This is a genomic window from Aliisedimentitalea sp. MJ-SS2 (assembly GCF_032586155.1).
Lineage (GTDB): Bacteria > Pseudomonadota > Alphaproteobacteria > Rhodobacterales > Rhodobacteraceae > JAWHTC01.
Window position 1 is genome coordinate 704,656 of the sequence record NZ_JAWHTC010000002.1, and the last position, 25,109, is coordinate 729,764.

Here is a 25,109-nt window from a genome sequence, read left to right on the forward strand (position 1 = left end):
ATACCTCGTGTCGCACGCTGAAGATCACGAAGGCACCCGCAGAGACTTCCTCTACTACGCCACCGCAGGAGCCGGTGCCGTTACAGCAGGTGCCGCAGTTTGGCCGCTGGTCGATCAAATGAACCCCTCCGCCGACGTTTCGGCGCTGTCCTCAATCCGGGTCGATATCTCGGGCGTCGAGGTCGGCACCCAGCTGACGGTGAAATGGCTCGGCAAACCCGTCTTCATCCGCCGCCGCACGGCGGAAGAGATCGAAGCCGCTCGCGCCGTGTCGCTGGACGACCTGGAAATCGACAAGATGGCCCAGAACCGCAACGACATGACGCTGGACGCAAGCGATGAGAACCGCGCGCTGGACGAAGCCGGCGAATGGCTGGTGATGATCGGTGTCTGCACCCACCTGGGCTGTGTTCCGATCGGCGACGGTGCCGGTGACTTTGGCGGCTGGTTCTGCCCCTGCCACGGTTCGCACTACGACACATCCGGCCGTATCCGCAAAGGTCCGGCCCCCGAAAACCTCTGGGTTCCAGTCGCCGCCTTCGAGGGCGACGAGCTGGTGCTTGGTTAAGGAGACGCGCACATGTCCGGAATTCCACACGATCACTACGAGCCCAAATCGGGTGCCGAAAAGTGGCTGCACAAGCGTCTGAACGTTGTCGGCCTGGTCTATGACACCATCATGATCCCCACCCCGAAGAACCTGAACTGGTGGTGGATCTGGGGTATCGTTCTCGCCTACTGCCTGGTGCACATGATTGTCACCGGCATCATCCTGGCGATGCACTACACTCCGCATGTCGATTACGCCTTTGCCAGCGTCGAGCATATCATGCGCGACGTGCGAGGCGGGCACATGATCCGTTATCTGCACATGAACGGCGGATCGCTGTTCTTCCTTGCGGTCTACATCCACATCTTCCGTGGCCTGTTCTACGGCTCCTACAAGGCGCCCCGCGAAATCACATGGATCGTCGGCATGCTGATTTTCCTGATGATGATGGGCACCGGCTTCATGGGTTACGTGCTGCCCTGGGGTCAGATGTCGTTCTGGGGGGCCACCGTTATCACCGGTCTCTTCGGCGCCATACCCTTCATCGGCGAGCCGCTGCAAACCTGGCTTCTGGGCGGGCCGGCCGTGGACAATGCCACGCTGAACCGCTTCTTCTCGCTGCACTACCTGCTGCCCTTCGTGATCGCAGCGCTGGTTGTGGTGCACATCTGGGCCTTCCACACCACCGGCAACAACAACCCCGCCGGTGTTGACGTGCGGACCGGCTCGAAGGAAGAGGTCAAGAAAGACACGCTGCCGTTCTGGCCCTACTTCGTGATCAAGGACCTGTTTGCCCTGGCGCTGATCCTGGCGGTGTTCTTCGCGATTGTCGGCTTCATGCCGAACTATCTCGGCCACCCCGACAACTATATCGAAGCCAACCCGCTGGTGACGCCTGCACATATCGTGCCCGAATGGTACTTCCTGCCGTTCTACGCGATCCTGCGTGCCTTCACCTCGGAAGTCTGGGTCGTGCAATGGGCTGGCGCCCTGACCGGTGGCATCATCGACGCCAAGTTCTTCGGCGTGCTGGCCATGTTCGGTGCGATCATCGTCATGGCACTGGTGCCCTGGCTTGACACCAGCCGCGTGCGCTCGGGTCGTTTCCGTCCCGCGTTCAAGTGGTGGTTCTACCTGCTGGTTCTGGACTTCATCTTCCTGATGTGGCTGGGCGCAATGCCCGCGGAAGAGCCTTATGCGACCTACTCGCTGATCGGCTCGACCTACTGGTTCGCCTACTTCCTGGTGATCCTGCCGCTCCTGGGCGTGATGGAGAAACCCACCGCAGCCCCGGCAACCATCGAAGAAGACTTCGAAGCCCACTACGGCAAACCGGCCGAGTAAGGAGACAGGAACAATGCTCAAGAAACTTAGCATCGCTGCAATCGCCGCCCTGTCGCTTTCGGCAGGGGGCGCCATGGCCGCCGGTGGCTCCAGCGGCCACATCGAGAACATCAAGTTCTCGTTCGACGGTCCGTTCGGCACATTCGACCAGAACCAGCTGCAACGCGGCCTTCAGGTCTATACCGAGGTCTGCTCGGCCTGCCACGGTCTGCGCTACGTGCCGCTGCGCACGCTGGGCGACGAAGGTGGTCCGCATTTCTCGGACAAGGAAGTTCGCGCCTACGCGGCGCAGAACTTCACCGTCTACGACGAGGAACTGGAAGACGACCGCGAAGCCAAGCCGACCGACTTCTTCCCGATGTCGGGCGATCCGAACGCCCCTGACCTCAGCCTGATGGCCAAGGCCCGTGCGGGCTTCCACGGCCCCGCCGGCACCGGCATCAACCAGCTCTTCAAGGGCATGGGCGGTCCGGAATACATCGTCGCGATCCTGGCCGGCTATACCGGTGAGGAAAAGGAAGAGGCCGGGACGACCTTCTACGAAAACACCGCCTTCCCCGGTGGCTGGATCGCCATGGCACCGCCGCTCTACGGTGAAGACGTGGAATTCGCAGATGGTCACAGCAACGACCTGCATCACGAGGCCGAAGACGTGGCCGCGTTCCTGATGTGGGCGGCCGAGCCCAAGATGATGGCCCGCAAGCAGGCCGGGTTCACCGGCGTGATCCTGCTCTTGATCCTGACCACCCTGCTCTACCTGACCAACAAGAAGATCTGGGCCCCCCACAAAGGCAAGCACTGACACTTCTGACCCTCAGGTTTGACAAATTGAAAACCCCCGCCCAACCGGCGGGGTTTTTCTTTGGATCGCAAAGGTCGGTGCTGCGCCGAAAATCGGCTCAACCCGGCCTTTGGATACGACGTCAGCGAATGACAGGAGAACGCCCACAGCACCTAATGCTGCGCAGCGCACAAATGACCCGTGTAGTGTGGTTTCCGGCCACTCGGCTTGGCATGTACGCGGATAGAGCAGCCGCAGTTTTGATGCAGGCGGCAAAGATTGCGATAGACGATGTAAATCAATGCATGACGGCCATCATGCGCGACAGTCTTGCCTTTACAGTTGGACGGTTATTGTTTGGTGCAACGATGTTGCCCGAATTGGGGGCCTTGTCACGGAACATCCGGCTGCGTCCTTCTCGAATTTCGTGTTTTTCACAGGGCTCGTCTTTGTCCATCGTGCACTCGATGCAGTACCCCAGAGAAAAAGAGCAACATATGGTAAAGCGATTATTGCTTCCTTTTGTGCGGCCGTCCTTGGCCAAGAGGCACTGAGTTTGCAGGTCGGCAGCGGTGCTGTTGGAAACCTTCTTTTCAGCCCAGGCAGGGGCGGACATCGTTGTTGTCAGCGCAAGCGTGACAATGGTTGTGAATTGGATAAGCGATTTATTCGACATGGTTTTTCTCCGGTTTATGTGGTGGCTGGGGTTTGGTCCCGCCAGCCTTGGGATCACCATGACAGGTCCGCTGAATTGCGTTTGTGTCGCGCGTCACACCCAATGACAGCCCCCACACGAACCCTCGCATTTTGCCGCGAGAGCCCGGCCATGGTCGCAAGAAAACACCCAAAAACACGTGCCGCCGGGCAGAACACCCGGCGGATTGAAAATCAATTAGTGCGTTCAGAGCTTTTTGCATTCCTGAATGGCCAGTGGGATTGCAGCAGCCAGCACCACACCAGTGCTTCCGCCGGTCGCGCCTCCGATGCCACCACCGATGGCGGACACGGCAGTTTCACAGATGTGGTCTTTCAGCAGCCGCGCGCCCTTACCGGTCAGCCCATCGCTGGCAAACAACCCGTTCTTGCCGAACACCTTGCCGGACAGTTTGCTGAACCCGGAGCCGCACTTGCTTTTTCCGTGCCATCCCAGGTCGATCCCCCAGGTCCGTTCGCAATAGGTCATTTCCGTGCCCATCCTGGTGTTGTGAAGGGCAAACGGCATGCCGGCGACCAGCTTGGTACCTTTTTGGCCGCCTGTAACCTTCCAGATGTAGTGCGGTTTGTTGTTGTCATCGCTCAGATTGATGCCGTGACTTTGCTTTTTGTATTTGAGCCAGCCGTAGGATTTGACCTCGAGCGCAACCACGTCGCCGTAGCGGACCTGACCGTTACCGTTTAGGCGGCGGATACGCACGTTGAAGGCATTTGATTTGGACGACAGCCAACCCAGGTTCGCCGCCAGGCTGCGGACCTTTCGGGTCAGACCGGCCTGGGCAACCGAGTTGTACAACCGATACTGGTTGCCACTGAGGATCGGGCGACCGTTCTTGCTGGCTTTCATTGTCCACTGCATCGTGGTGAGCTTGGATTTCATGTCCCGGGCAATGGAAAACGAAAGGCCGGGAACCCGGGCGGTTTTGGGTGCGATGGACGCCTTTTGCAATTTAAGTGTTTGCACCGATTTGAGCGTGGTTCCTGCGGCCACCGGCGAATAGGTTGAGGTGATCAGTATGGCGGCGAGAGCGGTTGTGAAATCAGATTTGCGAAACATTGTGGTGATCCTTCTAGGTTGGAGCGAACCCTTTGTTCGCCGATGCCCAGACCTACCCAGTGGACAGCGCGCGTCCTTGTGATGCGCGTCACACCAAAACTACCAATTCAACTTTCTTGGATTTGACAGGCCGTTAGGTATCGCCAGCAAAGTCCGCCAACTTGTTTCGGTCCAAGATGATCAGCCAGCCGTCCCTGAGGTCAATGATCCCCGCCTTCTGCCAGCGACGCAGGCAACGATTCACGTTTTCTCGAGTGCCGCCGATCATGTCGGCAATTTCCGATTGCGAAAGCGACAGCCTGTCCTTCGCGTTGACCGGGTCGCCATCGAGCCCGCCCGAGATCCGCAACAACGTTCGTGCAATGCGTTCGGGCAATTGCAGGAAGGCAAACTCCATCATTCGGTCGTCTGATTTTCGCAGACGCTGGCAGAGAAGGGTGATCATCTTGACGGCAAGATCTGGCTGGCCCTTCAGGTATGGCAACACGTGACGGCGTTCCAAAACCACGAGTTCGCAATTCGTCGAGGCACGCACGTCTGCTGACCTCTCACCACCATCGAGCAAGGCGATTTCGCCAAACACATCGCCCGCCTGCAAATCGGCAAGCACCACATTGCGCGCGGTTGGAGCCAGCGCGCTAACACGAACCGAGCCCTTCGCAATCGCCATCATGCTTTGCCCGGTCGACCCCTGATCAAAGATCGTGTCGCCCGCCGAATAGCGTACAAGCCGTGCCTTTTCCGCGAGTTCAAGCTGGATTTCATGATCAAGAATGCCGAAGACAAAGCTCTTGGAGAGCAGGTCTTGCTTCTGAATCGTATCAGCATTGTTCATGCATGCTTCCTTCAGAGGTTACTGTAAAAAGGCGACTTGGATTGAGCGATGGTCGCCTGAGTGGCCAGATGGCACGTGCCGCCATTGTTTACAAAACGACGGTGGCGGGTCTAGTGTTTTACACTGGACGTGCGGGGCAACGCCCTGTGCAAGGCAAGGGGCCTTTAGGATTTCAAACAATGACATCGGGCGTGAAAACCGCGAGACGGCGAGATTTCAAGCAGGCCCTGCTGGTCGGTTTGATCATGGGGATGACGCCGTTACCTGCGCTGGCCGATCAGGATGGTGTTTGTACGACATCCGAACTGAAGAACCCGGTTCGTGTCGTTCTGCGCTGCCCAAATGGGTTGGTTGTCGAAGCAGAAACACGGGCAGATCTGCGGGCGCTGACAGGGGGCAGGCCGCCGGAAACCGTTTCGATAAAGAACCGTGCCGTTCTTGTCGAAACACCCAAAGGCAACGGCGCATTCCAAGTCAAAACCCCGCATGCGATTGCCTCTGTGCGCGGCACACTTTTTGCGGTGGATGCGACCAGCAACCAATCCTCCGTTCTTGTTCTGCGGGGTCAGGTTGCCGTCACCTCTCTCACAACACGGGAAACCGTGGTTTTGTCCGCGGGCCAGGGAGTTGTGATCGCCTATGACAAACCGGTACAGGTCAAAACCTGGCCTGAGGAAAAGATATCGGCGCTGTTGGCACGTTTTGCCCGATGAAGACAGCGTCTTGGCGATGGCTATTGCTTGTGGCTGTGTCTGCTGCCGTACTCTGGTCCGGCTGGCTGGGTTTTCGGCATTTGAATGGCAAGGCGTCCCTTCTTGATCCAGTTGAAGCCGCGACGCTGGACATTCGAGCCCGCTTTTTCGGCGAACTTGCGCCACCCGGATCGGTGGTGATCGTCGCGATTGACGACGCAACAATTGCAGCAGCCGGAGGATATCCGATCGATCGTGCCAGCCTGGGCGAAATCGTAACGCATATCGCAGATGCCGGGGCCGCAGGGCTGGCCATAGACCTGTTGTTTCTTGATGCGACCTCGCCGTCATCTGACGCTCATTTTGCTTCGGCGTTGTCCCGGCTTCCAAATGTGCTGGCCAGCGCAGGTGTGTTCACAACTGAAACCCACCCGGGCATGCCCATTCCTGTCGCCTCTGAGGTTTTGGGACCATTGCCCGGATTTGCTCACGGTACACGCACCGGCCTCGTCAACATCTCCAGCGATAATGGCGGCACACCGCGGCACGTGCCGCTTTTGTTTGGCACGGATCAGGGACCGCAGCCATCGTTTGCGTTGCAGGCGGCCGGGGTTTTCCAAAACACGTATCCCACCTTGGTGCCTGAGGGTGTGCGCCTTGGGGATCGGGTGCTCGCCCTCGACCTGGGGTGGCATATGCCGCTTCGCTATCTGGGTGATCGGGGCACGGTCACGACGATCAGCGCTCAGGCGATTTTGAACGGTACGGTGCCGCGCGGTGTGCTGACAGATAAAATGGTCGTGTTGGGAACGACGGGAACCGGGGTTGGTGATCGTTTTGCGAGCCCCTTTGACCCAATACTCCCAGGTGTCGAGATCCAGGCCACGGCGATTGCGAATTTGCTGGATGGTACGCTTTTGCGACGTGATGTGGCCGCACGAAAGGTTGATTTCGCCGCAGGTGTTGTTCTGGCAATGCTGGGAAGCGTGGCCGTTTTCGTTTTGCCCCTGACCGTAGGAGCTGCAGTTTTCGCCGGCGGTTTGATCGCATGGCTATCGGTTGTCTGGGCAGCATTTGGACAAGGTATCTGGCTGAGCATTGTACTACCGCTTGCCGGAAGCGTGCCAGTCGTGGTCGCGTTCGTTTTGATCCGCCAGATCGTTGACAGAAGGCAGACAAAATCGCTTGATCGGGCACGTCAGGAGTTAAGCAGGTTCCAATCCCCTGCTTTGGCGCAAAGGATCGCCCGTGATCCGTCCTTCCTAGCGCAGCCGCAGGAGCAGAACGCGGCCATTCTTTTTGTGGATCTTGCCGGGTTCACCGGCGCCGCAGAGCGTTTCGGACCGGCGCAAACACGTGATTTTCTGAAGGAATTCCATACACGAATTGTTGACGTCGCCACAAAACACGAGGGCGTGGTGTTTGATTTCATGGGCGATGGCGCGATGATTGCATTTGGCCTGCCCGATCCCGGCGAAAACGACAATCGCAATGCATTAACCGCTGCCTTTGCATTGTCGAGCGAGATACAACACTGGATTAGGCAGTCAACATTGCAGGGGATCATCCAAGGTGTTCGTATCGGGGTAAACAGCGGCCCGGTCGTGTTGTCACGTTTGGGACATCATCAACAACAGCAGATTGCCGCCACTGGGGACTGTGTAAATGTCGCCAGCAGGTTGATGGAAGTCGGCAAAACCCATCACGCCAATATCGCAGTCTCATCCCGGGTGTTTTCTGATCTGACATTCGTAGGACTGGGGCTTGCCGAGCCAGACGAGCGTATTCGGGTTAATATCCGCGGCCGCCGGGAATCGCTGGACGTTGCCTTGTGGCACCTTGGCGAACCATGACTGAGAATCGGAGAAACAAAAGCCGCACCTTTTTTGGCGCGGCTTTCGTCTCGAACGGCATGCGAACGCTTTAGTGGGTCAGAATGCCAATAGTCTCGACCCGGATCTGGCCGGTGTGCGAGCTCATCGCGGCGCGAACGACAACCGTGTCATTCACCGCTGTGTAGTGAAAAACCGCGCCACTGCAATCATAGGCCCGGATCAACCGGTACCCCATCTTAACAAGGGTGTTTTCACCGTATTCGCAGGGCTTTTCGCCCTGCCCGACGACGACAGTTTCGGTTGTTCTTTTTGCACGATGATCGCGAACGGTCACCTTTGTGCGATGGTCGCGAACAGTTTCCGAACCACTGATGGCAGGAACGGCCGAAAACGTAGCGGTGATGGCAACGGTGGCGGCAAGCAATGTGCGGATAGAATTGGACTGCATGATTTTTCCTTCAGACGTGTTTCTAGTTTCGCTTTTCAACACGGGTAACTCGGGTCCATTTCTCGAGAAGATGATCACTGGGTGTATGCATTCATCCCGAGCGTTGGCAGGTTTGTCATTCCCAATGCCGTGTTCGATAGAGCCAAGCTATGTGAGGTTCGCTACTGGCGCCTGTGACGCCCGTCACACCACACGCATCCAGAGCATGTCAGGCAGTCACATTGCTGCCTTTGGCGCGCTTGAAGCAACTACCCCTTTTTGTCGCGCACAACCGTCTTTCGGCACTGTCGTATCCAAGATCCACTTGGGCAACAAATCGACACAGAGCACCCCCACCGCACGCTCTGTTAACCACTTTCTTGACAGTTCGCTGACCCACCGAACGCCAGACGGATACCCGACAGAAAGCAGACGGATGCCAGCACCCAGCGTTTCTTAACAAACGGTTGCATTAACCACCCGGGACGGTGGATCTGCTAGCCCCCAGATAGGCCCGTAGGGTCTCGGGCGGATCTGCCAGCAATTCGGCCACTGGCACGGGTGCCTCTGCCCGCCCTTCGGCCACCATAACCGCTTGATCTGCAAAGCGTTCCGCGTCTCGGGGATCGTGGCTCACCATCAACACCGTCGCTCCGCTTTCGCTGGCCAATTCCCCCACCAGATCCAGCATTTCATCCTTCAATGCAGGCCCCAGCGCCGCGAAGGGTTCATCCAGCAGCATCAGCGGCTTCCGCTGAACCAGCACCCTGGCCAACGCCGCCCGGCTCTGCTGCCCGCCCGACAACTGCCCCGGTTTGCGGGCCTCCAACCCTTCCAGCCCCACCCGCGCAATGGCCTGTAATACCTGCTCTTTTTGCGCCACATTCAATTGCATGCCCGGATCAATCCCAAGGCCCGCATTCTGCTCCACGCTCAGGTGTGGAAACAGGTTATTATCCTGAAACAGCATTGCAATCGGTCGCTCTCCTGGCCGCTTGCCGCAAATCTCATCCCCGTCCCACAACACCCGGCCCTCTGCCAAGTCCAGAAACCCGGCAATGGCATTCAACAGCGTGGATTTTCCCGCCCCCGACGGCCCGATCACCGCGACCCGCGCGCCGGCCTCCACGCCGAAATCGGCCTGCATTTCAAACCCGTCTTGCCGTATCACCACAGCTTCAAGCATCAACATCGACGCGCCCTCCCCGGTCGAAAAACCAGAACAACAAAAGGCTCAGCGCCAGCAACAACAACCCCGCCCCGGCAGCCGCCTCCATCCGATAGGCCCCCATCAACCGGTACATTTGCAACGGCAAGGTCGCCCAATCCGTCGCAGCAAACAGGGTCACAACGCCCAAGTCCCCCATCGACAGTGCTGCCGCCAGCCCAGCCGAAAACCCCATCGGACGGCGCAACCGCGGCAGATAGAGCCAGCGCATCCGCGCCCATCCCGCCATACCCAAGGCATCCGCAAGCCGCCCGAAGTCCGTCTCGATCGCGCGCAGTTCTGGTCCCAACACCCGCACCGAAAAGGGAAGCGCCATCAGCGCGTTGACCATCACAATCACCGGCAGAGCCAGGGCCATCGGGTCGGCCACCGGGTTGATCAGCAAGAACAATCCCGTCCCTACCACCATCGGCGAAATCGCCAATCCCAGATAGCCCCAAATCTCGGCCCGTTGGGCCAATCCCAGCGCCAGCACCATCGTCACGCAGGTCGACATCAGCGCGATCAGAACCGACACGCCCGCCGCCGAATACACCGCTGCCGGCATCTTGGCCAACCCGGCCAAGCCGCTCAGAACTACCATCGTCAACGGCAGGATCAAGAACAGCGCCGCCAGCACAATCACCCCCCCATCCAAAACCCGCACCGTCGCCCCATCGCTTTCCCAGCGCCGCACCACCCGGTCCAGCCCGGCGCCAAACCCCATCGGCACTGCCACCCACAGCGCCAGCGCCGCCGCGCCGCCTGCCAGCACCAGTTGCAACAGCGCCAGCATTGCTGCCCGACCGAGATCAAAATCGAACCGGAACGCCTGATAGATCGCCAGCTCGATAGTCGTTGCCCGGGGTCCGCCCCCAAGGGTCAGCGCCACCGCGAAACTGCTCAGGCATAGGGCAAAAATGACCATCGCCGCCCCAGGCAACACCGACCACAGCATCGGCCATTCCAGCGTGCGAAATACATCCCTCGGCGCCATGTCCAGGCTCGCTGCTAGCCGAAACCGCTCGCCCGGTATCCCCTGCCACCCTTGCAGGATGATCCGAGTTGCCAGCGGCAGGTTGAAAAATACATGCGCCAGCACCACGCCCTGAAGCCCATAGATTGAAATCGGCTCGACCCCGGCCCAACCTAGCGCGCTGTTCAAAACCCCACCCCGCCCGAACACGGCCAAGAGGCCCAGCACTGCCACGATCACCGGCAGGATGAAGGGCGCGCCCAAAAGCGTGATCAGCACGCCGCGCCCGACAAACCGCCGCCGCGCCAGTGCGCGGGCCACGGGAATCGCCAGCGCCACACTCAGAAATGCCGACAGAATCGCTTGGACTAGGGTGAACCGTACGGTGGCCCATTCTCCCGTTAACTCGTCGTTGATACTGTCCGCATGAACGAAAACCGCCACAACCGGCCCAAGCAACAAGGTCGCGACGACAAACGCCGCGACCCAGCCGAAAAATCGGCCCTTGGTTATTGCGAAAGCGCCGCGCGCCATTCCGCCAGTGCCTGATCACGCATGCCCGGTACATCTTCGGGCGGCAGCAAAACCGCCTGCTCCTGACCCAGCGGAGATGCAAATCCCTCGGGCATGCCCGTCGAAGGTGTCACCGCCGGATACATCCAGTTGGTTGTCGGGATGATGCCCTGGAAGGCGTCCGACAACATGAACTGCAAGAACCGGTCCGCCAGTTCCGGCTGATCTGTCCCGGCCAGTTTCCCAGCCACCTCGATCTGCATGTAGTGCCGGTCAAACAGCGCCGCCGCTTTGCTGTCATCCTCCTCGGCGATCCGGTGATAGTCCGGCGAAGTGGTATAGCTCAGCACCATGTCCGCCTCACCCTCAAGGAACAGGCCATAAGCCTCGGACCAACCCGGTGTCACGGTGACGATATTGTCCGCGAGCGCGCCCCACATGTCTCCGGCCTTGTCGCCATAAAGCGCCTTGACCCACAGCATCAGCCCCAGCCCCGGCGTCGACGACCGCGGGTCCTGGATCACGATCTTGGTTTCGGACGCGGCCAGCTCCTCGAAGGATTTCGGCGGCTCTGCCAGCTTCGTCTTGTCATGCACGAAGGCAAGGAACCCCCAGTCATAGGGCAGAAAATGCTGATCGCTCCACGTTCCCGGCTCACCGAACGGATTGGGCACATCCACCACAGGGCTTTGCCCGTGCTCGGCAAACAGCCCTGTTTCGGCAGCCTGCGCCGTCAGGCTGGTATCCAACCCCAGCACCACGTCGGCCTTGGTCCGCGCCCCTTCCAGCTTCAGACGCGCCAAAAGCGCCGCGCCATCTCCGGCACCGACGAACTGCAGATCACAGCTGCAGACCTCTTCAAACGCTTTCTCGACTGAGGGGCCCGGCCCCCAGTCAGAAACAAAACTGTCATAGGTATACACAGTCAGAACGGGTGTCTCGGCCACCGCTTCAGTGGCACAAAGAACTCCCGCAGCAAACAAAAGATGTTTCATTCATCTCTCCATACATTGCGACGGGCGGAGCAAGTGTTGGGAGAGACCCCAGACCTTCCCTCCGCCGGTCTTAACCGGTTCAGGTTCAACGGGTTCGCATCACGCATCTCAGCCAACAGGCACCCCGAGGTAGGTCCGTCCTAGTGTGCAACGCGCCAATTGGCAAGCCACCATGATCCCTTCATCTGACCCCAAATATCCCGGGGGAGCGGGGGCTGGCCCCCGTTCCCGTCCTCTGAAACCCTTGGCACCGCCCTTGGCTCACGGTATGCCACCTCCCAAAGGAGCCTATGCACATGAGCCTGAACACATTCGGTCACCTCTTCCGCGTCACCACCTGGGGTGAAAGCCATGGCCCCGCCCTCGGCGCAACGGTCGATGGCTGCCCCCCCGGTGTGCCTCTTGAACCCGAAATGCTCCAGCATTGGCTAGACAAACGCCGCCCCGGTCAGACCAAGCATACAACCCAGCGACAGGAACCCGATCAGGTCAAAATCCTCTCGGGCGTGTTCGAAGGCGTGACCACCGGCACCCCGATCCAGCTGATGATCGAGAACACCGACCAGCGTTCAAAGGACTATGGCGAAATAGCCCAAACCTTCCGCCCGGGCCATGCTGACATCACCTATCACACCAAATATGGCATCCGGGATTATCGCGGCGGTGGGCGTAGCTCGGCCCGCGAAACCGCCGCCCGCGTTGCCGCCGGCGGCGTGGCGCGCGAGGCAATCAAGACGCTCGTGCCGGGCTGCGAGATCAAGGGTTACATGACCCAGATGGGCGAGGTCGAAATCGACCGCGACGCCTTTGATTGGGACGCGATCGACAACAACCCGTTCTGGATCCCGCAAGGCGCAGAGATGGTCGCCAAGTGGGACGAGTATCTCTCGGCCATCCGCAAAGCCCAGAACAGCGTCGGTGGCGCGGTCGAGGTGGTGGCACGTGGCGTCCCCGCAGGGATCGGCGCCCCGGTCTATGGCAAACTCGACACCGACCTGGCAGCCGCGATGATGTCGATCAACGCCGTCAAAGGCGTCGAAATCGGCGAAGGCATGGCCGCCGCCGCCCTTAAGGGCACCGAGAACGCCGACGAGATCTTCATGGGCAATGACGGTCAGCCGGTCTATTCCTCGAACCACGCTGGCGGCATCCTTGGCGGCATTTCCACCGGTCAGGACCTGGTGGTGCGCTTTGCCGTCAAACCCACCTCCTCCATCCTGACCCCGCGCCAGTCCATCCGCCTGGACGGCACTGCAACCGAGGTCGTCACCAAGGGCCGCCACGACCCCTGCGTCGGCATCCGCGCCGTGCCCGTGGGCGAGGCGATGATGGCCTGCGTGATCCTTGATCACATGCTTTTGCATCGCGGGCAGGTCGGCGAAAACCAGGGCAAGATCGGCTGAATGGAGGCCCTGCGCCAACGCCTGCGTCAAGTGGCCTTGGCGGAGATGAACAGCGACCCGGCGCATGACCTCGCCCATCTTGACCGGGTCTGGGAAAACGCCCGCACGATTGCGTCAGACATGGCCAACTTGGACATGACCGCCCTGTTGGCGGCGGCCTACCTACACGATCTGATCAACCTGCCCAAGGCCTCGCCCAATCGCGCCCAAGCCTCGACTCTGTCGGCAAAACGCGCGGCGAAACTCTTGCCCACCCTCAGCCTGACGAAGGGCCAAGTCGCTGCAACTTGCCACGCCATCGAAGCTCACAGTTTCTCGGCCGGGATCATGCCCGAAACAAACGAGGCCCGCATCCTGCGCGACGCCGATCGGCTTGATGCGCTTGGCGCGATTGGCATCGCACGCTGGTTTGCCACCTCAAACGAGATGGGCCGACCCTTCTATGATCCCGACGACCCCTTTGCAAAAAACCGCACCCCTGATGATCGCCGCTTTGCGCTCGACCATTGGCGCATGAAACTGCAAGCTCTCTCGGGTGGGATGTGCACCAAGAAAGGACGTATCATGGCACAGGAGCGGGTGGATCACATGGTCGATTTCCTTGCACAGCTCGCAACCGAGTTGGGTACAGAATTGCCCGGCGACTGGAGGGCGTAGCCCATGCTCACGATCCTTGCCATTACCTTCCCGATCTATGCGATCATCGCGCTTGGGTACATCGCGGTCCGTCAGGGCGTCTTCAAGCCCGAACAGATGCCCGTCTTTGGCGGCTACGTTCTCAACATTGCCCTGCCCGCGCTTTTGTTCAACGCTGTCGCAACCCGCGATGTTGGCGACGTGTTCAATCTTACCTATATGGCGGTTTTCCTTGTCGGAGCGCTTGCCACTATCGCCATTGCATATCTGGCCTTCACCGCGCTTGGCATCTCGCCATCCCGCCGCGCTGTGGCGATCATGGGCACCACCTGCCCCAACTCGGGTTTTGTCGGCTATCCGGTGATGCTCTTGGCCTTTCCGGGCATCGCCGGGCAGATCCTGGCCCTCAACATGCTGGTCGAAAACTTCGTGATCATCCCGATCTGCCTTGCGCTGATGGAGGCCTCCAAGGCCGAGGACGCCCATATCCTGCGCAAATTGCGCAACATCCTCTGGGGCGTGCTGAAGCGACCGATGGTGCTTGCCCTTCTCGCCGGGCTCGCTGTGTCGATCAGCGGGATCGAGATGCCCGCACCCGTTCTGCGGGTCTTTGGCATGCTGGCGGCCTCGGCCTCGGCACTGGCGCTCTTCGTGATCGGCGGCGCACTGGTTGGCGTACCATTCCGGGGCAACCGTGCCACCGCGGTTCAAATCGTTCTAGGCAAGCTGCTCCTGCATCCGGTCATGGTTTTTCTTGCGCTGATCATGGCCCCAATGATCGGTTTTGCCCCGCTCCCGCCGGACTTGGCGGCGGCGGTGGTGATCTCTGCCGCTATCCCGATGTTCTCGGTCTATGCGCTGTTTGCGCAGGAATTGGGCCACGAAGGTATGGCCTCCATCGCCCAGATTCTTGCAACGTCACTGGCGTTCTTTACGCTCAGTGCGCTTTTGTTCGTGATACTTTAAGCCGTCGCCGCGTCCAGCGCCGCATCCATCAGCGCCTTGATCGACTCTCGGCTGGTGTCGGCCACGATTCGCCCAAGTTCCGCATCGCCCTTCAGAACCACAAGGGTCGAGCGGCGCGGGATTTCCAGATCGAACGCCAGCTCGCTGCGGCCATATTCGTCCCAGTCGACATTGATGAAGGTGATGTTCTTGTCATAGGCCGGGTTCTCGCCCTTGAGCGCATTGATCACCCGCTCCTGCGCCTTGCAGGTGCCGCACCAACTGGCCTTGAAATCAAGAAACACAGTCTCACCCTTGGCCAGGTGTTTCTTCACCAGACCCGGTTTGTACTCCAGCGGGGCCGCTTTCGCTGCCATCGGGACCAGCGCCAGTGCCGCGCCTGCGGCGATAAAGTCACGTCGTTTCATTTCCTCACTCCTTTTCACAGGGAAACCGAAAAATCCGTCAGCCAATAGGGAAGTACATCCAGCGCCCAGGCCTCGATCATGTGGTGAACGCGGAACAGAATCATCAGGCCCACGGCGACGAAAACCACGCCCAACACGGGTCGTGCCTTCTCGGCAATCCGGCGCATCAATGCCTGTCTGCGTTGCAGGGCAGACCGTGCACCATAGCCCAGCGCCAAGATGATCGTCGATACGCCCATAGCAAAGCTGATCATGATCCCGAGTGCCAAAGCCAAACTTTCGCCCTGATAGGCCAGCGAGATCGCACCACCAAGCGTCGGCCCCACGCAGGGACTCCAGACCGCGCCAAGCAGGGCACCGCCCAGGAACTGACCGCCAAGGTTCTGTCGGTCCAACGCATCCATCCGCGCATCTGCGCCAGCGGCAACCCCGGCGGTTGCGGTGGAAAACGCCATGCTGAAACGCGGCACGAGCAGGACCAGGCCAAACCCGATCATCATGACCGCGCCAGCCTGGCTTATCATTTGTTCATCCAGACCCAGCGCTCGGCCAAACACCGCAACTGAGAAGCCCAGTACCACAAAGGACAAGCTCATCCCGGCGGCCAACGCCACAGGCCCCCAACGGCTGACCTGCAAGGCGGTGGCCAGGACAATCGGCAACACCGGCAGAACGCAGGGGTTGATCAGGGTCAGCAACCCGGCCAGATATCCAAATAGCAATTCCATGAGCCAACAGCTAGAACAGCCCGCTTTGCGGGTCACCTAACATTCGCCGCACGGCGGTTCACGCCTGCGTGGGCTTTTGTTTCGAAAGCTGCACCGCCAGAATGCCTGCCGCGACGATGAACACCCCGATCACGTCCCACGCACCCATGTTCTCACCCAGAAACACCCAGGCCACGGCCACCCCGAAGAACGGGTTGAGAAAGTGGAAGGTCGCGGCCTTCACCGCACCGATCATGTTGACCAAGGTGAACCACACCCATGTGGCCAGGATACCCGGCACCAGTGTCGTATAAACAAAGGCCACAAAAAGTTTCCAACTCCAGGTCACCTCGATGGTCTCGGTTGCCCCGGCGACAACCGCCAAACAGGCCGAGCCCACCAGCATTTGCAACCCGACAATCATCATCACGTTGCCACCGGACGAGGCTCCACGCACCGACAGGGTGGCAATCGCCAGGGCAAATGCCCCGACGAAACAAAGCGCAATCCCGGTCCAGTCAAGTCCACCTTCCAGCCGCCCGCCCATGATCAGGGCCACGCCGACAAAACCCATGATCAAGCCAAGGATCGCCAGCGGCGGCAACCGATCCCTCAGTGCAAGCCAGCCCAGAAGTGCCACCATCAACGGCATGGTCGAGGCAATGATCGAGGCCAGCCCGGCCTCGACCCACTGCATCGCCACAAAATTTAACCCCAGGTAAAGCGCGTTCTGGCAGATGCCAAAGATGATCGTCGCGCGCCATTGCACCCGGGTCAGGCGCGGGGTTTGGCCCAGAGCGGCGGCAATCGCGATGGCAATCACGCCTGAGATCAAGAAGCGAAGGGACAGCGACGCCATCGGCGGGGCGTGGGCGACGATCACCCGGGCCGAGGTAAAGGCCGAGGACCACATGAAGGCAAAGACCACCCCCATGAAAATTGCGCGCGCGTTCATTGGAGTGTTTGCCTTGCCTTGCCCCGGTCCAGCGCAGTTAACTATGCAACATCTCGAACGGCAAGGGTGGGTATGATGGCAGAATATGACGGGTTGATCACGTGGGTCTATTGCGATGATCTTGAAACCACCTGCTCCTTCTATGGCGAGACTCTCGGCCTACCGCTGTGGCGCGATGCCGGAGCGGCGCGAATCTACAGGGTGGAAGGCGGCATGATTGGCGTCTGCCGCGCCTTCAAGGACCGCGTGATCGAACCGCGGGGCAGCATGATCACGCTTCTGACCGATAACGTCGACCAGATTTATGCTCGGCTTGTACAGCAAGATGCCGCGGTTGATGGTCCGCCTGAGGTGCTTGAACAATTCGGCATCTACAGCTTTTTCTGCCGTGATCCCAATGGCTATTTCATCGAGGTACAGAAATTCCTTGACCCGTAAATACCCAAACGAAAAGGGCTGCCCAATTGGGCAGCCCTTTCCGAAACTGTTGATCGTAGATTGATCAGCCGTTCACGCTGTCTTTCAACGCTTTGGCGATGGTCATCTTCACCACCTTGTCGGCTTCTTTCGGAATTTGCTCACCGGTGGCGGGGTTGCGCACCATGCGCGCGGGGCGCTCGCGGCAGTAGATCTTGCCAACGCCGGGCAGGGTCACAGCGCCGCCGCCCGAGACTTCGCGGGTGATGATCGCAATGATCGCATCCAGCGCGCCGGAAGCGGATTTTTTGTCGCTGCCCATTTCTTCGGCCAGAGCGGCCACAAGCTGGGTCTTGGTCATCGGTTTTGCCATTTCTTGGTCTCCTTCACTTGCCCGATCTCTTGGGCCTCATTGCCGTCATATAACGGAATATGGGGCATCAACACAATGAATAGTGGGTGTTTGCAAGCGAAAAACTTGGGTTTTCGGCCAGTTTTTGCAGGCTCACAGGAAAGCGGTTTCGTTGAAACTGCGCAATTTCCGGCTGTGAATACGTTCCAGCGGCATCTCACGCAACGCTTCCATTGCCCGAATCCCGATCATCAGGTGGCGTTCCACCTGGGTCTTGTAGAAGTCCGAAGCCATACCCGGCAACTTTAATTCGCCATGCAACGGTTTGTCCGATACACATAAAAGTGTGCCGTATGGCACCCGGAACCGGAACCCGTTGGCGGCAATGGTGGCGCTTTCCATATCAAGCGCAATTGCCCGGCTCTGGCTCAGACGCTGCACCGGGCCTGTATGCTCTCGTAATTCCCAGTTGCGATTGTCGAAACTTGCCACTGTGCCGGTTCGCATGATCCGTTTCAATTCGTACCCTTCCAACCGTGTCACCTCGGCCACCGCATTTTCCAACGCGATCTGTATCTCGGCCAAAGGCGGCACCGGCACCCAAGTTGGCAAGTCGTCATCCAGCACCTTGTCCTCGCGCAGATAGGCATGGGCCAGTACGAAGTCACCGAGGGCCTGAGAGTTTCGCAACCCCGCACAGTGCCCAACCATCAACCAGGCATGCGGTCGCAATACGGCGATATGATCGGTGGCAGTTTTTGCGTTCGACGGCCCAACCCCGATATTGACCAGCGATATCCCCGAACCGTCGGCACGTTTCAAATGATAGGTCGGCATCTGCGGCAGCTTGGACGGGCGGTCGATGGCACATTGCCCGTCTAGGATCTCGCAATTGCCGGGTCCGACAAAGCTCACATAATCACTGTCCGGGTCATCCAGCGCGTTGCGGGCGAACTCCTCGAATTCCTCGACATAGAACTGGTAGTTGGTGAACAGCACGTGGTTCTGAAAATGCTCTGGATCAGTGGCGGTGTAATGGCTCAAACGCGCCAACGAGTAATCAACCCGCTGTGCGGTGAAAGGGGCCAAGGGCATTTCGCCCCCCGATCCCGGCTGGTAGGTCCCGTTGACGATGTCATCATTGGTGGTGCTCAACTCGGGCACATCAAAGTAGTCGCGCAGGGTGAAATCGGCCGCGCCTTGCTGCGGCACCTGGATGTTCACGTCGTTCGCCACCGCAAAATGCACTGGCATTGGCGTCTCGGACAGCCCGATCTCCACCGCCACGCCGTGCGCATCGATCAGCAGATCAATCTGCTGCGCAAGATAATTGGCAAAGAGTAGCGGGCGTGTGATCGTGGCGACGTGACAACCCGGATCCGACACATGGCCAAAACTCAACCGGGTGTCGACCTGGGCAAAACTCGTAGTTTCGATCCGGATCATCGGGTAGTAGGCCCTGATCTTCTTTTCCGGCACCTCGCCCGCCATGGCCGACAAGAAATGCCGGCTCAGGAATCCAACCGCCTCGTCATAAAGCGTGATCAGATGCTCAACCGCAGCTTGGCCCGTTTCAAACGCTTGCGACCTCACGGTTTCGGGTGTCAGATATCGTCCGCTCTCACTCATCCTGTCGCGCTCCCTGAAAAAGACATTATCACATTTTATGTCAGCTATGTTGACATAACCACCAGCCGCTTACAAGCTTGGCGAGTATACGCCACGAAAGGGTCATGTCATGGATTACGAAACCGTCAACGCCAATGACTTCGGTGCCTCCCTGCGCGGACTCGGCCTGAATGTTCTGGTACGCGACGTACGCGCCACTGCCGGTTTCCTGCAATCGGTGTTCGGCATCGGAATCCACCAGCTCACGGATGATTTCGCCATCGCCACCTATGGCGAAGAGGTGTTCCAACTCCATGCCGACAGCACCTATTCGAGACACCCGCTTTTGCACATGTTGCCGGAAAACCCACCCCGCGGTGCCGGACTTGAAATCCATCTCTATGACACCGACCCGGACGAGGCGGTGCAAAAAGCAGAGGCCACCGGGGCCACCATCCTGACCGCACCGACCGACAAACCCCATGGTCTGCGTGAGGCCCATATCCTCGATGCCGATGGCTATTGCTGGGTACCCTCACGGCCGCTCTGACCAAACAACCGGTCTCTTTCTTGGTACAGACACTCAATCCCGGCTTCTCCAACGGTGCAGCGCCGCACGTGTCGCGTCACCTCACCACTTTCTGAACAAATCGTGCAGAAGTACTCACCTTTATCACCTCCGCCAATGCCAAGGTCGCAAACTGGCAAGACAGTCGCATCCGGTCCATGCTGCCCTTGGACGACACTCAAGGGAGGCCCGCCATGTCCATCGCAAAGCTACAAACCAATATCGATCATTGGCCCGAACGGGTTGACCTCGCTGCCGCCTTCCGCTGGACCGAACGGCTGAACCTGCACGAAGGTGTCGCCAACCATTTCAGCCTGGCGGTAAATGATGATGGCACCCAATTCCTGATGAACCCGAACCAGATGCATTTCTCACGTATCCGGGCTTCGGACCTTCTGTTCCTTGATGCCAACGACCCCGGCACACTCGAAGGTCCCAACGCGCCTGATCCCACCGCCTGGGGGCTGCACGGCTCGATCCATCGCCGCTGTCCGCATGTGCGCTGCGCCATGCATGTGCATTCGATCCACGCCACGGTTCTGGCCAGCCTGGCCGACAGTAACATGCCCCCGATCGATCAGAACACTGCCACCTTCTACAATCGCTACGTCATCGACGAAGAATTCGGCGGTCTAGCCTTTGAGGAAGAAGGTGAACGTTGCGCCACCCTTCTTAGCGACCCAAAGAAAAAGACCATGATCATGGGCAACCACGGTGTCATGATCACCGGCACCACCGTGGCCGAGACTTTCAACCGGCTCTACTATTTCGAGCGCGCCGCCGAGACCTATATCCGCGCCCTGCAGACCGGTCAGCCTCTGCGCATTCTGTCCGACGAGGTCGCCGAGAAGACCGCCCGCGAGCTTGAGGAGTACCCCGAACAGGACACCCGCCACCTGGCCGAACTCAAGGCCATCCTCGACGAGGAAAGCTCGAACTACGCCACATGATCCCGTAGGCCGGGCTTCAGCCCTGCACCCGCCGGAGCGCAGCCCCATGCCCACCGATGTCGACCTCTCGCAAAACCCCGAGGCCCAGCGATGGAACTATCACCCGCCGCATGCGGTGCGGCTCAACCCGATTTTCTCGTGGCCGCCAAAACCGCGCGCGGTGTGGGATTGGTATCGCGGCGCATGGTTGCAAATGACGGCGCTCACCGTGCCATTCCTTGCCGCACTCCTGCTTTATTGGATTGTCCTGCCGCCGCTTGAAATCATGAAAACACTCCAGATCGGCTGGATCTTCCGCATCTGGCTGATGAATGTGGTGGCCCAAACCACCCTGGCCGGTTGCCTCCACTGGTGGCTTTACATGCGCAAGGGTCAGGGCATGCAGACCAAGTTCGACCGCCGTGACCTAACCCGCTCGAACGGTATTTTCACCTTCAACAACCAGGTGCTGGACAATATCTGGTGGACACTAGGCAGCGCCATGACCGTGGCCACCATCTACCAATGCCTGATCTTGTGGGTCATGGCCAACGGCTGGATTCCAACGGTCAGCTTCGCCCAAGACCCGGTCTGGTCAATCATCTGGCTGGCCTTCATCCCGATGTGGTCGGGCCTGCACTTCTACTGGGTGCATCGTCTTGAACATCAACCGGCGCTCTACAAACATGTTCATGCCGTGCATCACCGCAATGTCAATGTCGGTCCTTGGTCAGGCATCTCGAACCACTGGTACGAAAACCTACTCTACTTCACAACTTACTTCGTTCACCTGATCATCCCGTCCCACCCGTTCCACCTTCTGTTTCACGCGATGTTCCAGCAGCTGTCGCCGGTCATGTCCCATGCTGGTTTTGAAAAAATTATCGTGAAGGAAAATGACATGAGCCGCTCTGGCGATTTCTTCCATCAACTTCACCACCGCTATTTCGAGTGCAACTATGGCACTTCCGAGATTCCCTTCGACAAGTGGTTCGGCACCTTTCATGATGGCAGCGCCGAAGCCACCGAGCGCACTAGAGCGCACAAGAAACAAATGTACACACGATGAGCGACCGCCAGGAATGGAACCACACACCCACGACACCAATCATTGTGTCGCCGCTGTGGCAATGGCCGCCCAAACCATATGCGGTGTTTCGCTGGTATTTCGACACGTGGTTCTGGATTACGATCAACATGATCATCGTTGGCTTGTCCGTGGTCGCCCTGTTCTGGGCCAGCCCGACACTTGAACAAGCCGCGCAACCCGGCGCGTGGATTCTCGTAATCCTGTTGCGCAACCTTGTGCTGACCTTTCTCGTGGCCCATGGCTTGCACCTCTGGTTTCACGGCTACTCGGTTCAAGGTACCGACAAGAAATATGATCCCCGTCCCTTTCCCCGCCAGGGACGCATTTTCACAGGGCACAGCCAGCTGACCGACAACATGATCTGGGCTTTGGCCTCAGGCGTGCCGATCTGGTCCGGGTTCGAGGTGTTGATGTGGTGGTCACTTGCCAACGGCTATGCCCCCTCGTCCACATTCGCCGCCTCGCCGATCTGGTTCGTTGCCTTGTTTTTCCTGATCCCGGTCTGGGAGAGTTTCTATTTCTACTGGATTCACCGCGCGCTTCACACCAATGCGCTCTATCGCTTTCACGCCCTGCATCACCGCAACACCGATGTTGGCCCCTGGTCCGGCCTCAGTATGCATCCGATCGAGCACCTGATGTATTTCGGTACCGTCCTGATCCATTTTGTTGTCCCAAGCCACCCGGTGCACGTCATCTTTCATCTGATGTTTTATGCCCTGACCGCCATCACCACCCACACCGGGTTCGAAGGGCTTTGGTTCCTGGGTAAAAAACGTATGCATCTGGGCATGTTTCATCACCAGATCCACCACCGGTACTTCGAAGTAAATTATGGCAATCTCGATGTGCCTTGGGACCGGTTTTTCGGGACCTTTCATGACGGAACCGCTGGGGCCAAGGCCATGATGAAAGAACGCTTAAAATCCCGAAAACGGTAAGCGACTCACCCCCGCCGCAACCCCCGCGGCGTGTCGCCAAACTCTTCACGAAACGCCCGGGTCATCGCGCTGGCATCCTGATAGCCACAGCGCAGCGCGATCTCGGCCACCGCCATGTCGCTTTCCAACACCAGCTTGCGCGCCTGGATCAGCCGCAACCGCCGATACACGGCCTGCGGCGTCGCGCCCAGCTGCGCCCGCATCCGCGCCTCCAAGTCCTTCTGCGACCGCCCCACCGCCCGCGCAATCCGCGCAATGGTGAGTGGCGCCTCAATGTTTTCCTGCATCACCGCCACCGCCCGGGCCACCGTCCGTGACCGGGCCAGCACACCCTCTTGCGCACCTTGTCCACCGGTCGCCTCTGGCGCCATGAACAAGGTCGCCACCTCGAGCCGCAGCGCCTGGCCATGGCGCTCGCCGATCAGTTCCATGATCAGCTCGAACGCCGCCAGCGCCCCGCTACAGGTGATCCGGTTGCCATCGATCACATGGCGCTCGCGCAGGGCCTCGACGTCGGGGAATGCCTCGGCAAATCGCTCCAGAACCTCCCAATGGATCGTGGCTTGCCGTCCATCCAGCAACCGCGCCGACGCCAATAGCCAACTGCCCGTATCGAACCCCGCAATCACACTATAACGCCCCGCCGCTGCACGTAATGCCCGCCCCGTCGCTGTCGTGGCGTGTTCTGCAAACCGATAGCTCGGCATCACAATCAGTATGTCGCCTGACGCGTCCGAGAGTTTTCCATGCGTCGCCACCGGCATCCCCGAGGACGACGCCACCAATCCACCCTCTAGCGACAGAAACCGCCAACGGTAAACCTCGCGTGCGGCAAACCCGTTCGCAGCGCGCAAAGGTTCAACTGTATTGGCCAGGCAATGGTTCGAGAACGCCTCGAACAAAAGCACGTCGACCTGCTGCGGTGCAGCGTTTTGATTCACCCAATTTCGCATGATTTTTTCTAACTCCGCACAATGTATCCATGCAATCCCCTTAAACTCGCGCCAACCCAGTTGAAGGAACCGCGCCCATGCATTTCGCCCTGACAGACGAACAGAAGATGATCGTCGACACCACCCGCAGCTTTGTCGAGAACGAGCTTTACCCCCACGAGGCCGAAATCGAACGCACCGGCCACCTGCCGATGGAAATCATCAAGGACGTGCAGGCCAAGGCAATCAACGCCGGTCTTTATGCCGCCAACATGCCCGAAGAGGTCGGCGGAGCTGGGCTCGATACGTTGACATGGCTGCTCTACGAAAAGGAACTAGGGCGGGCGAACTATGCGCTGCACTGGACCTGCGTCGCACGGCCTTCAAACATCCTGCTGGCAGGCACGCCCGAACAACGCGAAAAATATCTTGAACCCTGCATGAAAGGCGAAACCTGGGATTGCCTGGCCATGACCGAGCCAGGTGCAGGATCGGACCTGCGCGGCATGAAGGCTACGGCGAAACAGGACGGCGATGATTGGATCCTCAACGGCACCAAACACTTCATCTCACACGCCGATATCGCCGGGTTTTCTATCGTCTTCTTGGCAACCGGCGAAGAAGACACCCCGCGCGGCCCCAAAAAGCTGATCACCGCGTTTTTTGTCGACAAGGGAACGCCGGGTTTCACCGTGCGCGACGGCTATACCAATGTCAGCCACCGCGGCTACACCAACGCGGTTTTGGAATTTGACGATTGCCGACTGCCCAAATCCGCCATTCTGGGCGAAATCAACAAGGGTTTCCAGGTGGCCAATGACTGGCTCGGGGCAACCCGCCTGCAGGTCGCCTCAACCTGCCTTGGCCGGGCAGAACGGGCGCTTCAACACTCCGTCGACTATTCCGCTGAACGCAAGCAGTTCGGTCAACAGATCGGCAAGTTCCAGGGCGTCAGCTTCAAGCTTGCCGACATGGCGATGGAGCTCAAGGCCGCCAACTTGCTGACCTGGGAGGCCGCCTGGAAATTCGATCAGGGCACCGTGACCGAGGCTGACATGTCGATGGCCAAACTCAAGGCGACCGAAATGTTAGCCATGGTCGCGGACGAGGCGATCCAGATCCACGGCGGCATGGGCCTGATGGATGAACTTCCGCTCGAACGGATTTGGCGCGACGCAAGGGTCGAACGCATCTGGGAAGGCACCAGCGAGATCCAGCGCCACATCATCAGTCGTGAATTGCTGCGGGCAGTAGGGGGATGAGTGTTGGAGG

27 protein-coding genes and 1 riboswitch are annotated in these 25,109 nt (G+C 59.2%); of the genes, 14 read left to right on the forward strand and 13 right to left on the reverse strand.

What is annotated here, in order from left to right:
• The first annotated feature begins 7 nt into the window (after nt 1-7).
• Genes petA through RXV86_RS09915 form a run of 3 tightly spaced genes read left to right on the forward strand, consistent with a single transcriptional unit; the run spans nt 8 to nt 2,696 of the window.
• A complete protein-coding gene (gene petA, locus RXV86_RS09905) occupies nt 8-568 on the forward strand; it encodes a ubiquinol-cytochrome c reductase iron-sulfur subunit (RefSeq protein ID WP_316299335.1) in 561 nt (186 codons plus the stop codon).
• A 12-nt stretch (nt 569-580) separates the two neighbouring features.
• On the forward strand, nt 581-1,894 hold the full coding sequence (locus tag RXV86_RS09910; RefSeq protein WP_316299336.1) for a cytochrome b N-terminal domain-containing protein: 1,314 nt from the start codon (nt 581-583) through the stop codon (nt 1,892-1,894).
• Nucleotides 1,895-1,907: 13 nt separating this feature from the next.
• Nucleotides 1,908-2,696: a cytochrome c1 gene (locus RXV86_RS09915; protein ID WP_316299337.1), complete on the forward strand. Its 789-nt coding sequence runs from the start codon at nt 1,908-1,910 to the stop codon at nt 2,694-2,696.
• Nucleotides 2,697-2,973: 277 nt separating this feature from the next.
• Here RXV86_RS09915 and RXV86_RS09920 read toward each other — a convergent pair whose 3' ends face one another.
• The 3 genes from RXV86_RS09920 to RXV86_RS09930 form a co-directional block, all read right to left on the reverse strand.
• A complete protein-coding gene (locus tag RXV86_RS09920; RefSeq protein WP_316299338.1) occupies nt 2,974-3,351 on the reverse strand; it encodes a hypothetical protein in 378 nt (125 codons plus the stop codon).
• 225 nt (nt 3,352-3,576) lie between these two features.
• Complete coding sequence (locus RXV86_RS09925) at nt 3,577-4,446, reverse strand: hypothetical protein (RefSeq protein WP_316299339.1); 870 nt, start codon at nt 4,444-4,446, stop codon at nt 3,577-3,579.
• A gap of 133 nt (nt 4,447-4,579) precedes the next feature.
• Complete coding sequence (locus tag RXV86_RS09930; RefSeq protein ID WP_316299340.1) at nt 4,580-5,281, reverse strand: Crp/Fnr family transcriptional regulator; 702 nt, start codon at nt 5,279-5,281, stop codon at nt 4,580-4,582.
• Nucleotides 5,282-5,472: 191 nt separating this feature from the next.
• On the opposite strand from RXV86_RS09930, the gene RXV86_RS09935 reads away from it, so the two are divergent.
• On the forward strand, nt 5,473-5,994 hold the full coding sequence (locus tag RXV86_RS09935; RefSeq protein WP_316299341.1) for a FecR domain-containing protein: 522 nt from the start codon (nt 5,473-5,475) through the stop codon (nt 5,992-5,994).
• Nucleotides 5,995-6,074: 80 nt separating this feature from the next.
• Nucleotides 6,075-7,826 carry a CHASE2 domain-containing protein gene (locus RXV86_RS09940; RefSeq protein WP_367575559.1) on the forward strand — a complete coding sequence of 584 codons (1,752 nt, stop codon included), beginning with the start codon at nt 6,075-6,077 and terminating at the stop codon, nt 7,824-7,826.
• A 70-nt stretch (nt 7,827-7,896) separates the two neighbouring features.
• On the opposite strand, the gene RXV86_RS09945 is transcribed toward RXV86_RS09940, so the two are convergent.
• The 4 genes from RXV86_RS09945 to thiB all read right to left on the reverse strand — a co-directional run bounded on the left by RXV86_RS09945 (nt 7,897) and on the right by thiB (nt 11,926).
• Nucleotides 7,897-8,256, reverse strand: coding sequence for a hypothetical protein (locus RXV86_RS09945; protein ID WP_316299343.1), 360 nt, complete (start codon nt 8,254-8,256; stop codon nt 7,897-7,899).
• 451 nt (nt 8,257-8,707) lie between these two features.
• Nucleotides 8,708-9,427, reverse strand: coding sequence for a thiamine ABC transporter ATP-binding protein (thiQ, locus tag RXV86_RS09950; RefSeq protein WP_316299344.1), 720 nt, complete (start codon nt 9,425-9,427; stop codon nt 8,708-8,710).
• Entirely contained in the window at nt 9,414-10,952 is a 1,539-nt protein-coding gene (locus RXV86_RS09955; RefSeq protein WP_316299345.1) for a thiamine/thiamine pyrophosphate ABC transporter permease ThiP, read from the reverse strand. Before RXV86_RS09955 ends, thiQ begins: the two co-directional genes overlap by 14 nt.
• Nucleotides 10,928-11,926, reverse strand: a complete 999-nt coding sequence (gene thiB / locus RXV86_RS09960) for a thiamine ABC transporter substrate binding subunit (protein ID WP_316299346.1) — start codon at nt 11,924-11,926, stop codon at nt 10,928-10,930. The genes RXV86_RS09955 and thiB overlap by 25 nt, the downstream gene beginning before the upstream one ends.
• A gap of 39 nt (nt 11,927-11,965) precedes the next feature.
• Nucleotides 11,966-12,063: riboswitch (TPP riboswitch) on the reverse strand.
• A gap of 159 nt (nt 12,064-12,222) precedes the next feature.
• On the opposite strand from thiB, the gene aroC reads away from it, so the two are divergent.
• The 3 genes from aroC to RXV86_RS09975 are packed head-to-tail and all read left to right on the forward strand — an operon-like array spanning nt 12,223 to nt 14,931.
• Nucleotides 12,223-13,329, forward strand: a complete 1,107-nt coding sequence (aroC, locus tag RXV86_RS09965; RefSeq protein ID WP_316299347.1) for a chorismate synthase — start codon at nt 12,223-12,225, stop codon at nt 13,327-13,329.
• Nucleotides 13,330-13,986, forward strand: coding sequence for an HD domain-containing protein (locus tag RXV86_RS09970; RefSeq protein WP_316299348.1), 657 nt, complete (start codon nt 13,330-13,332; stop codon nt 13,984-13,986).
• 3 nt (nt 13,987-13,989) lie between these two features.
• A complete protein-coding gene (locus RXV86_RS09975) occupies nt 13,990-14,931 on the forward strand; it encodes an AEC family transporter (RefSeq protein WP_316299349.1) in 942 nt (313 codons plus the stop codon).
• Here the strand turns inward: RXV86_RS09975 and RXV86_RS09980 are convergent.
• From RXV86_RS09980 to RXV86_RS09990, 3 genes are read right to left on the reverse strand one after another with little or no spacing between them, the layout of a single operon-like run.
• Nucleotides 14,928-15,338 carry a thioredoxin family protein gene (locus tag RXV86_RS09980; protein WP_316299350.1) on the reverse strand — a complete coding sequence of 137 codons (411 nt, stop codon included), beginning with the start codon at nt 15,336-15,338 and terminating at the stop codon, nt 14,928-14,930. The two genes, RXV86_RS09975 and RXV86_RS09980, sit on opposite strands and share 4 nt — an antisense overlap.
• Nucleotides 15,339-15,352: 14 nt before the next feature.
• Nucleotides 15,353-16,066 (reverse strand): cytochrome c biogenesis CcdA family protein, encoded by a 714-nt coding sequence (locus tag RXV86_RS09985; RefSeq protein WP_316299351.1) that lies wholly within the window; start codon nt 16,064-16,066, stop codon nt 15,353-15,355.
• Nucleotides 16,067-16,124: 58 nt separating this feature from the next.
• Entirely contained in the window at nt 16,125-17,000 is an 876-nt protein-coding gene (locus RXV86_RS09990) for a DMT family transporter (protein WP_316299352.1), read from the reverse strand.
• A gap of 75 nt (nt 17,001-17,075) precedes the next feature.
• Between RXV86_RS09990 and RXV86_RS09995 the strand changes: the two genes are divergently transcribed.
• Nucleotides 17,076-17,438, forward strand: coding sequence for a VOC family protein (locus tag RXV86_RS09995; protein ID WP_316299353.1), 363 nt, complete (start codon nt 17,076-17,078; stop codon nt 17,436-17,438).
• 64 nt (nt 17,439-17,502) lie between these two features.
• Here the strand turns inward: RXV86_RS09995 and RXV86_RS10000 are convergent, their stop codons facing one another.
• Together RXV86_RS10000 and RXV86_RS10005 are read right to left on the reverse strand one after the other, a co-directional pair.
• Entirely contained in the window at nt 17,503-17,790 is a 288-nt protein-coding gene (locus RXV86_RS10000) for an HU family DNA-binding protein (protein WP_316299354.1), read from the reverse strand.
• 132 nt (nt 17,791-17,922) lie between these two features.
• A complete protein-coding gene (locus RXV86_RS10005) occupies nt 17,923-19,398 on the reverse strand; it encodes an AMP nucleosidase (protein WP_316299355.1) in 1,476 nt (491 codons plus the stop codon).
• 109 nt (nt 19,399-19,507) lie between these two features.
• On the opposite strand from RXV86_RS10005, the gene RXV86_RS10010 reads away from it, so the two are divergent.
• The 4 genes from RXV86_RS10010 (at nt 19,508) to RXV86_RS10025 (ending at nt 22,905) form a co-directional block, all read left to right on the forward strand.
• Entirely contained in the window at nt 19,508-19,927 is a 420-nt protein-coding gene (locus tag RXV86_RS10010) for a VOC family protein (protein ID WP_316299356.1), read from the forward strand.
• A gap of 212 nt (nt 19,928-20,139) precedes the next feature.
• The gene (locus tag RXV86_RS10015; protein ID WP_316299357.1) at nt 20,140-20,895 is read left to right on the forward strand and encodes a class II aldolase and adducin N-terminal domain-containing protein; all 756 of its coding nucleotides are present in this window, start codon (nt 20,140-20,142) and stop codon (nt 20,893-20,895) included.
• Nucleotides 20,896-20,941: 46 nt separating this feature from the next.
• Nucleotides 20,942-21,943 (forward strand): sterol desaturase family protein, encoded by a 1,002-nt coding sequence (locus tag RXV86_RS10020; protein WP_316299358.1) that lies wholly within the window; start codon nt 20,942-20,944, stop codon nt 21,941-21,943.
• A complete protein-coding gene (locus tag RXV86_RS10025; protein ID WP_316299359.1) occupies nt 21,940-22,905 on the forward strand; it encodes a sterol desaturase family protein in 966 nt (321 codons plus the stop codon). Before RXV86_RS10020 ends, RXV86_RS10025 begins: the two co-directional genes overlap by 4 nt.
• Before the next feature lie 5 nt (nt 22,906-22,910).
• On the opposite strand, the gene RXV86_RS10030 is transcribed toward RXV86_RS10025, so the two are convergent.
• A complete protein-coding gene (locus RXV86_RS10030; RefSeq protein ID WP_316299360.1) occupies nt 22,911-23,858 on the reverse strand; it encodes a GlxA family transcriptional regulator in 948 nt (315 codons plus the stop codon).
• Between the two features lie 77 nt (nt 23,859-23,935).
• Here RXV86_RS10030 and RXV86_RS10035 point away from each other — a divergent pair, with 77 nt between their 5' ends.
• Nucleotides 23,936-25,099, forward strand: a complete 1,164-nt coding sequence (locus tag RXV86_RS10035) for an acyl-CoA dehydrogenase family protein (RefSeq protein WP_316299361.1) — start codon at nt 23,936-23,938, stop codon at nt 25,097-25,099.
• The last annotated feature ends 10 nt before the right edge of the window (nt 25,100-25,109 follow it).

What these genes read in the sequence shown, in the direction of transcription:
- thiQ (WP_316299344.1), bottom strand. Translation starts at nt 9,427, where the DNA reads ATGTTGATGCTTGAAGCTGTGGTGATACGGCAAGACGGGTTTGAAATG.
- RXV86_RS09975 (WP_316299349.1), top strand. Translation starts at nt 13,990, where the DNA reads ATGCTCACGATCCTTGCCATTACCTTCCCGATCTATGCGATCATCGCG.
- RXV86_RS09990 (WP_316299352.1), bottom strand. Translation starts at nt 17,000, where the DNA reads ATGAACGCGCGCGCAATTTTCATGGGGGTGGTCTTTGCCTTCATGTGG.
- RXV86_RS09970 (WP_316299348.1), top strand. Translation starts at nt 13,330, where the DNA reads ATGGAGGCCCTGCGCCAACGCCTGCGTCAAGTGGCCTTGGCGGAGATG.
- aroC (WP_316299347.1), top strand. Translation starts at nt 12,223, where the DNA reads ATGAGCCTGAACACATTCGGTCACCTCTTCCGCGTCACCACCTGGGGT.
- RXV86_RS10015 (WP_316299357.1), top strand. Translation starts at nt 20,140, where the DNA reads ATGTCCATCGCAAAGCTACAAACCAATATCGATCATTGGCCCGAACGG.
- RXV86_RS09995 (WP_316299353.1), top strand. Translation starts at nt 17,076, where the DNA reads ATGGCAGAATATGACGGGTTGATCACGTGGGTCTATTGCGATGATCTT.
- thiB (WP_316299346.1), bottom strand. Translation starts at nt 11,926, where the DNA reads ATGAAACATCTTTTGTTTGCTGCGGGAGTTCTTTGTGCCACTGAAGCG.
- RXV86_RS10005 (WP_316299355.1), bottom strand. Translation starts at nt 19,398, where the DNA reads ATGAGTGAGAGCGGACGATATCTGACACCCGAAACCGTGAGGTCGCAA.
- RXV86_RS10010 (WP_316299356.1), top strand. Translation starts at nt 19,508, where the DNA reads ATGGATTACGAAACCGTCAACGCCAATGACTTCGGTGCCTCCCTGCGC.
- RXV86_RS09910 (WP_316299336.1), top strand. Translation starts at nt 581, where the DNA reads ATGTCCGGAATTCCACACGATCACTACGAGCCCAAATCGGGTGCCGAA.
- RXV86_RS09920 (WP_316299338.1), bottom strand. Translation starts at nt 3,351, where the DNA reads ATGTCGAATAAATCGCTTATCCAATTCACAACCATTGTCACGCTTGCG.
- RXV86_RS10025 (WP_316299359.1), top strand. Translation starts at nt 21,940, where the DNA reads ATGAGCGACCGCCAGGAATGGAACCACACACCCACGACACCAATCATT.
- RXV86_RS10035 (WP_316299361.1), top strand. Translation starts at nt 23,936, where the DNA reads ATGCATTTCGCCCTGACAGACGAACAGAAGATGATCGTCGACACCACC.
- RXV86_RS09915 (WP_316299337.1), top strand. Translation starts at nt 1,908, where the DNA reads ATGCTCAAGAAACTTAGCATCGCTGCAATCGCCGCCCTGTCGCTTTCG.
- RXV86_RS09945 (WP_316299343.1), bottom strand. Translation starts at nt 8,256, where the DNA reads ATGCAGTCCAATTCTATCCGCACATTGCTTGCCGCCACCGTTGCCATC.
- RXV86_RS09925 (WP_316299339.1), bottom strand. Translation starts at nt 4,446, where the DNA reads ATGTTTCGCAAATCTGATTTCACAACCGCTCTCGCCGCCATACTGATC.
- RXV86_RS10020 (WP_316299358.1), top strand. Translation starts at nt 20,942, where the DNA reads ATGCCCACCGATGTCGACCTCTCGCAAAACCCCGAGGCCCAGCGATGG.
- RXV86_RS10000 (WP_316299354.1), bottom strand. Translation starts at nt 17,790, where the DNA reads ATGGCAAAACCGATGACCAAGACCCAGCTTGTGGCCGCTCTGGCCGAA.
- RXV86_RS09930 (WP_316299340.1), bottom strand. Translation starts at nt 5,281, where the DNA reads ATGAACAATGCTGATACGATTCAGAAGCAAGACCTGCTCTCCAAGAGC.
- RXV86_RS10030 (WP_316299360.1), bottom strand. Translation starts at nt 23,858, where the DNA reads ATGCGAAATTGGGTGAATCAAAACGCTGCACCGCAGCAGGTCGACGTG.
- RXV86_RS09980 (WP_316299350.1), bottom strand. Translation starts at nt 15,338, where the DNA reads ATGAAACGACGTGACTTTATCGCCGCAGGCGCGGCACTGGCGCTGGTC.
- RXV86_RS09955 (WP_316299345.1), bottom strand. Translation starts at nt 10,952, where the DNA reads ATGGCGCGCGGCGCTTTCGCAATAACCAAGGGCCGATTTTTCGGCTGG.
- RXV86_RS09985 (WP_316299351.1), bottom strand. Translation starts at nt 16,066, where the DNA reads ATGGAATTGCTATTTGGATATCTGGCCGGGTTGCTGACCCTGATCAAC.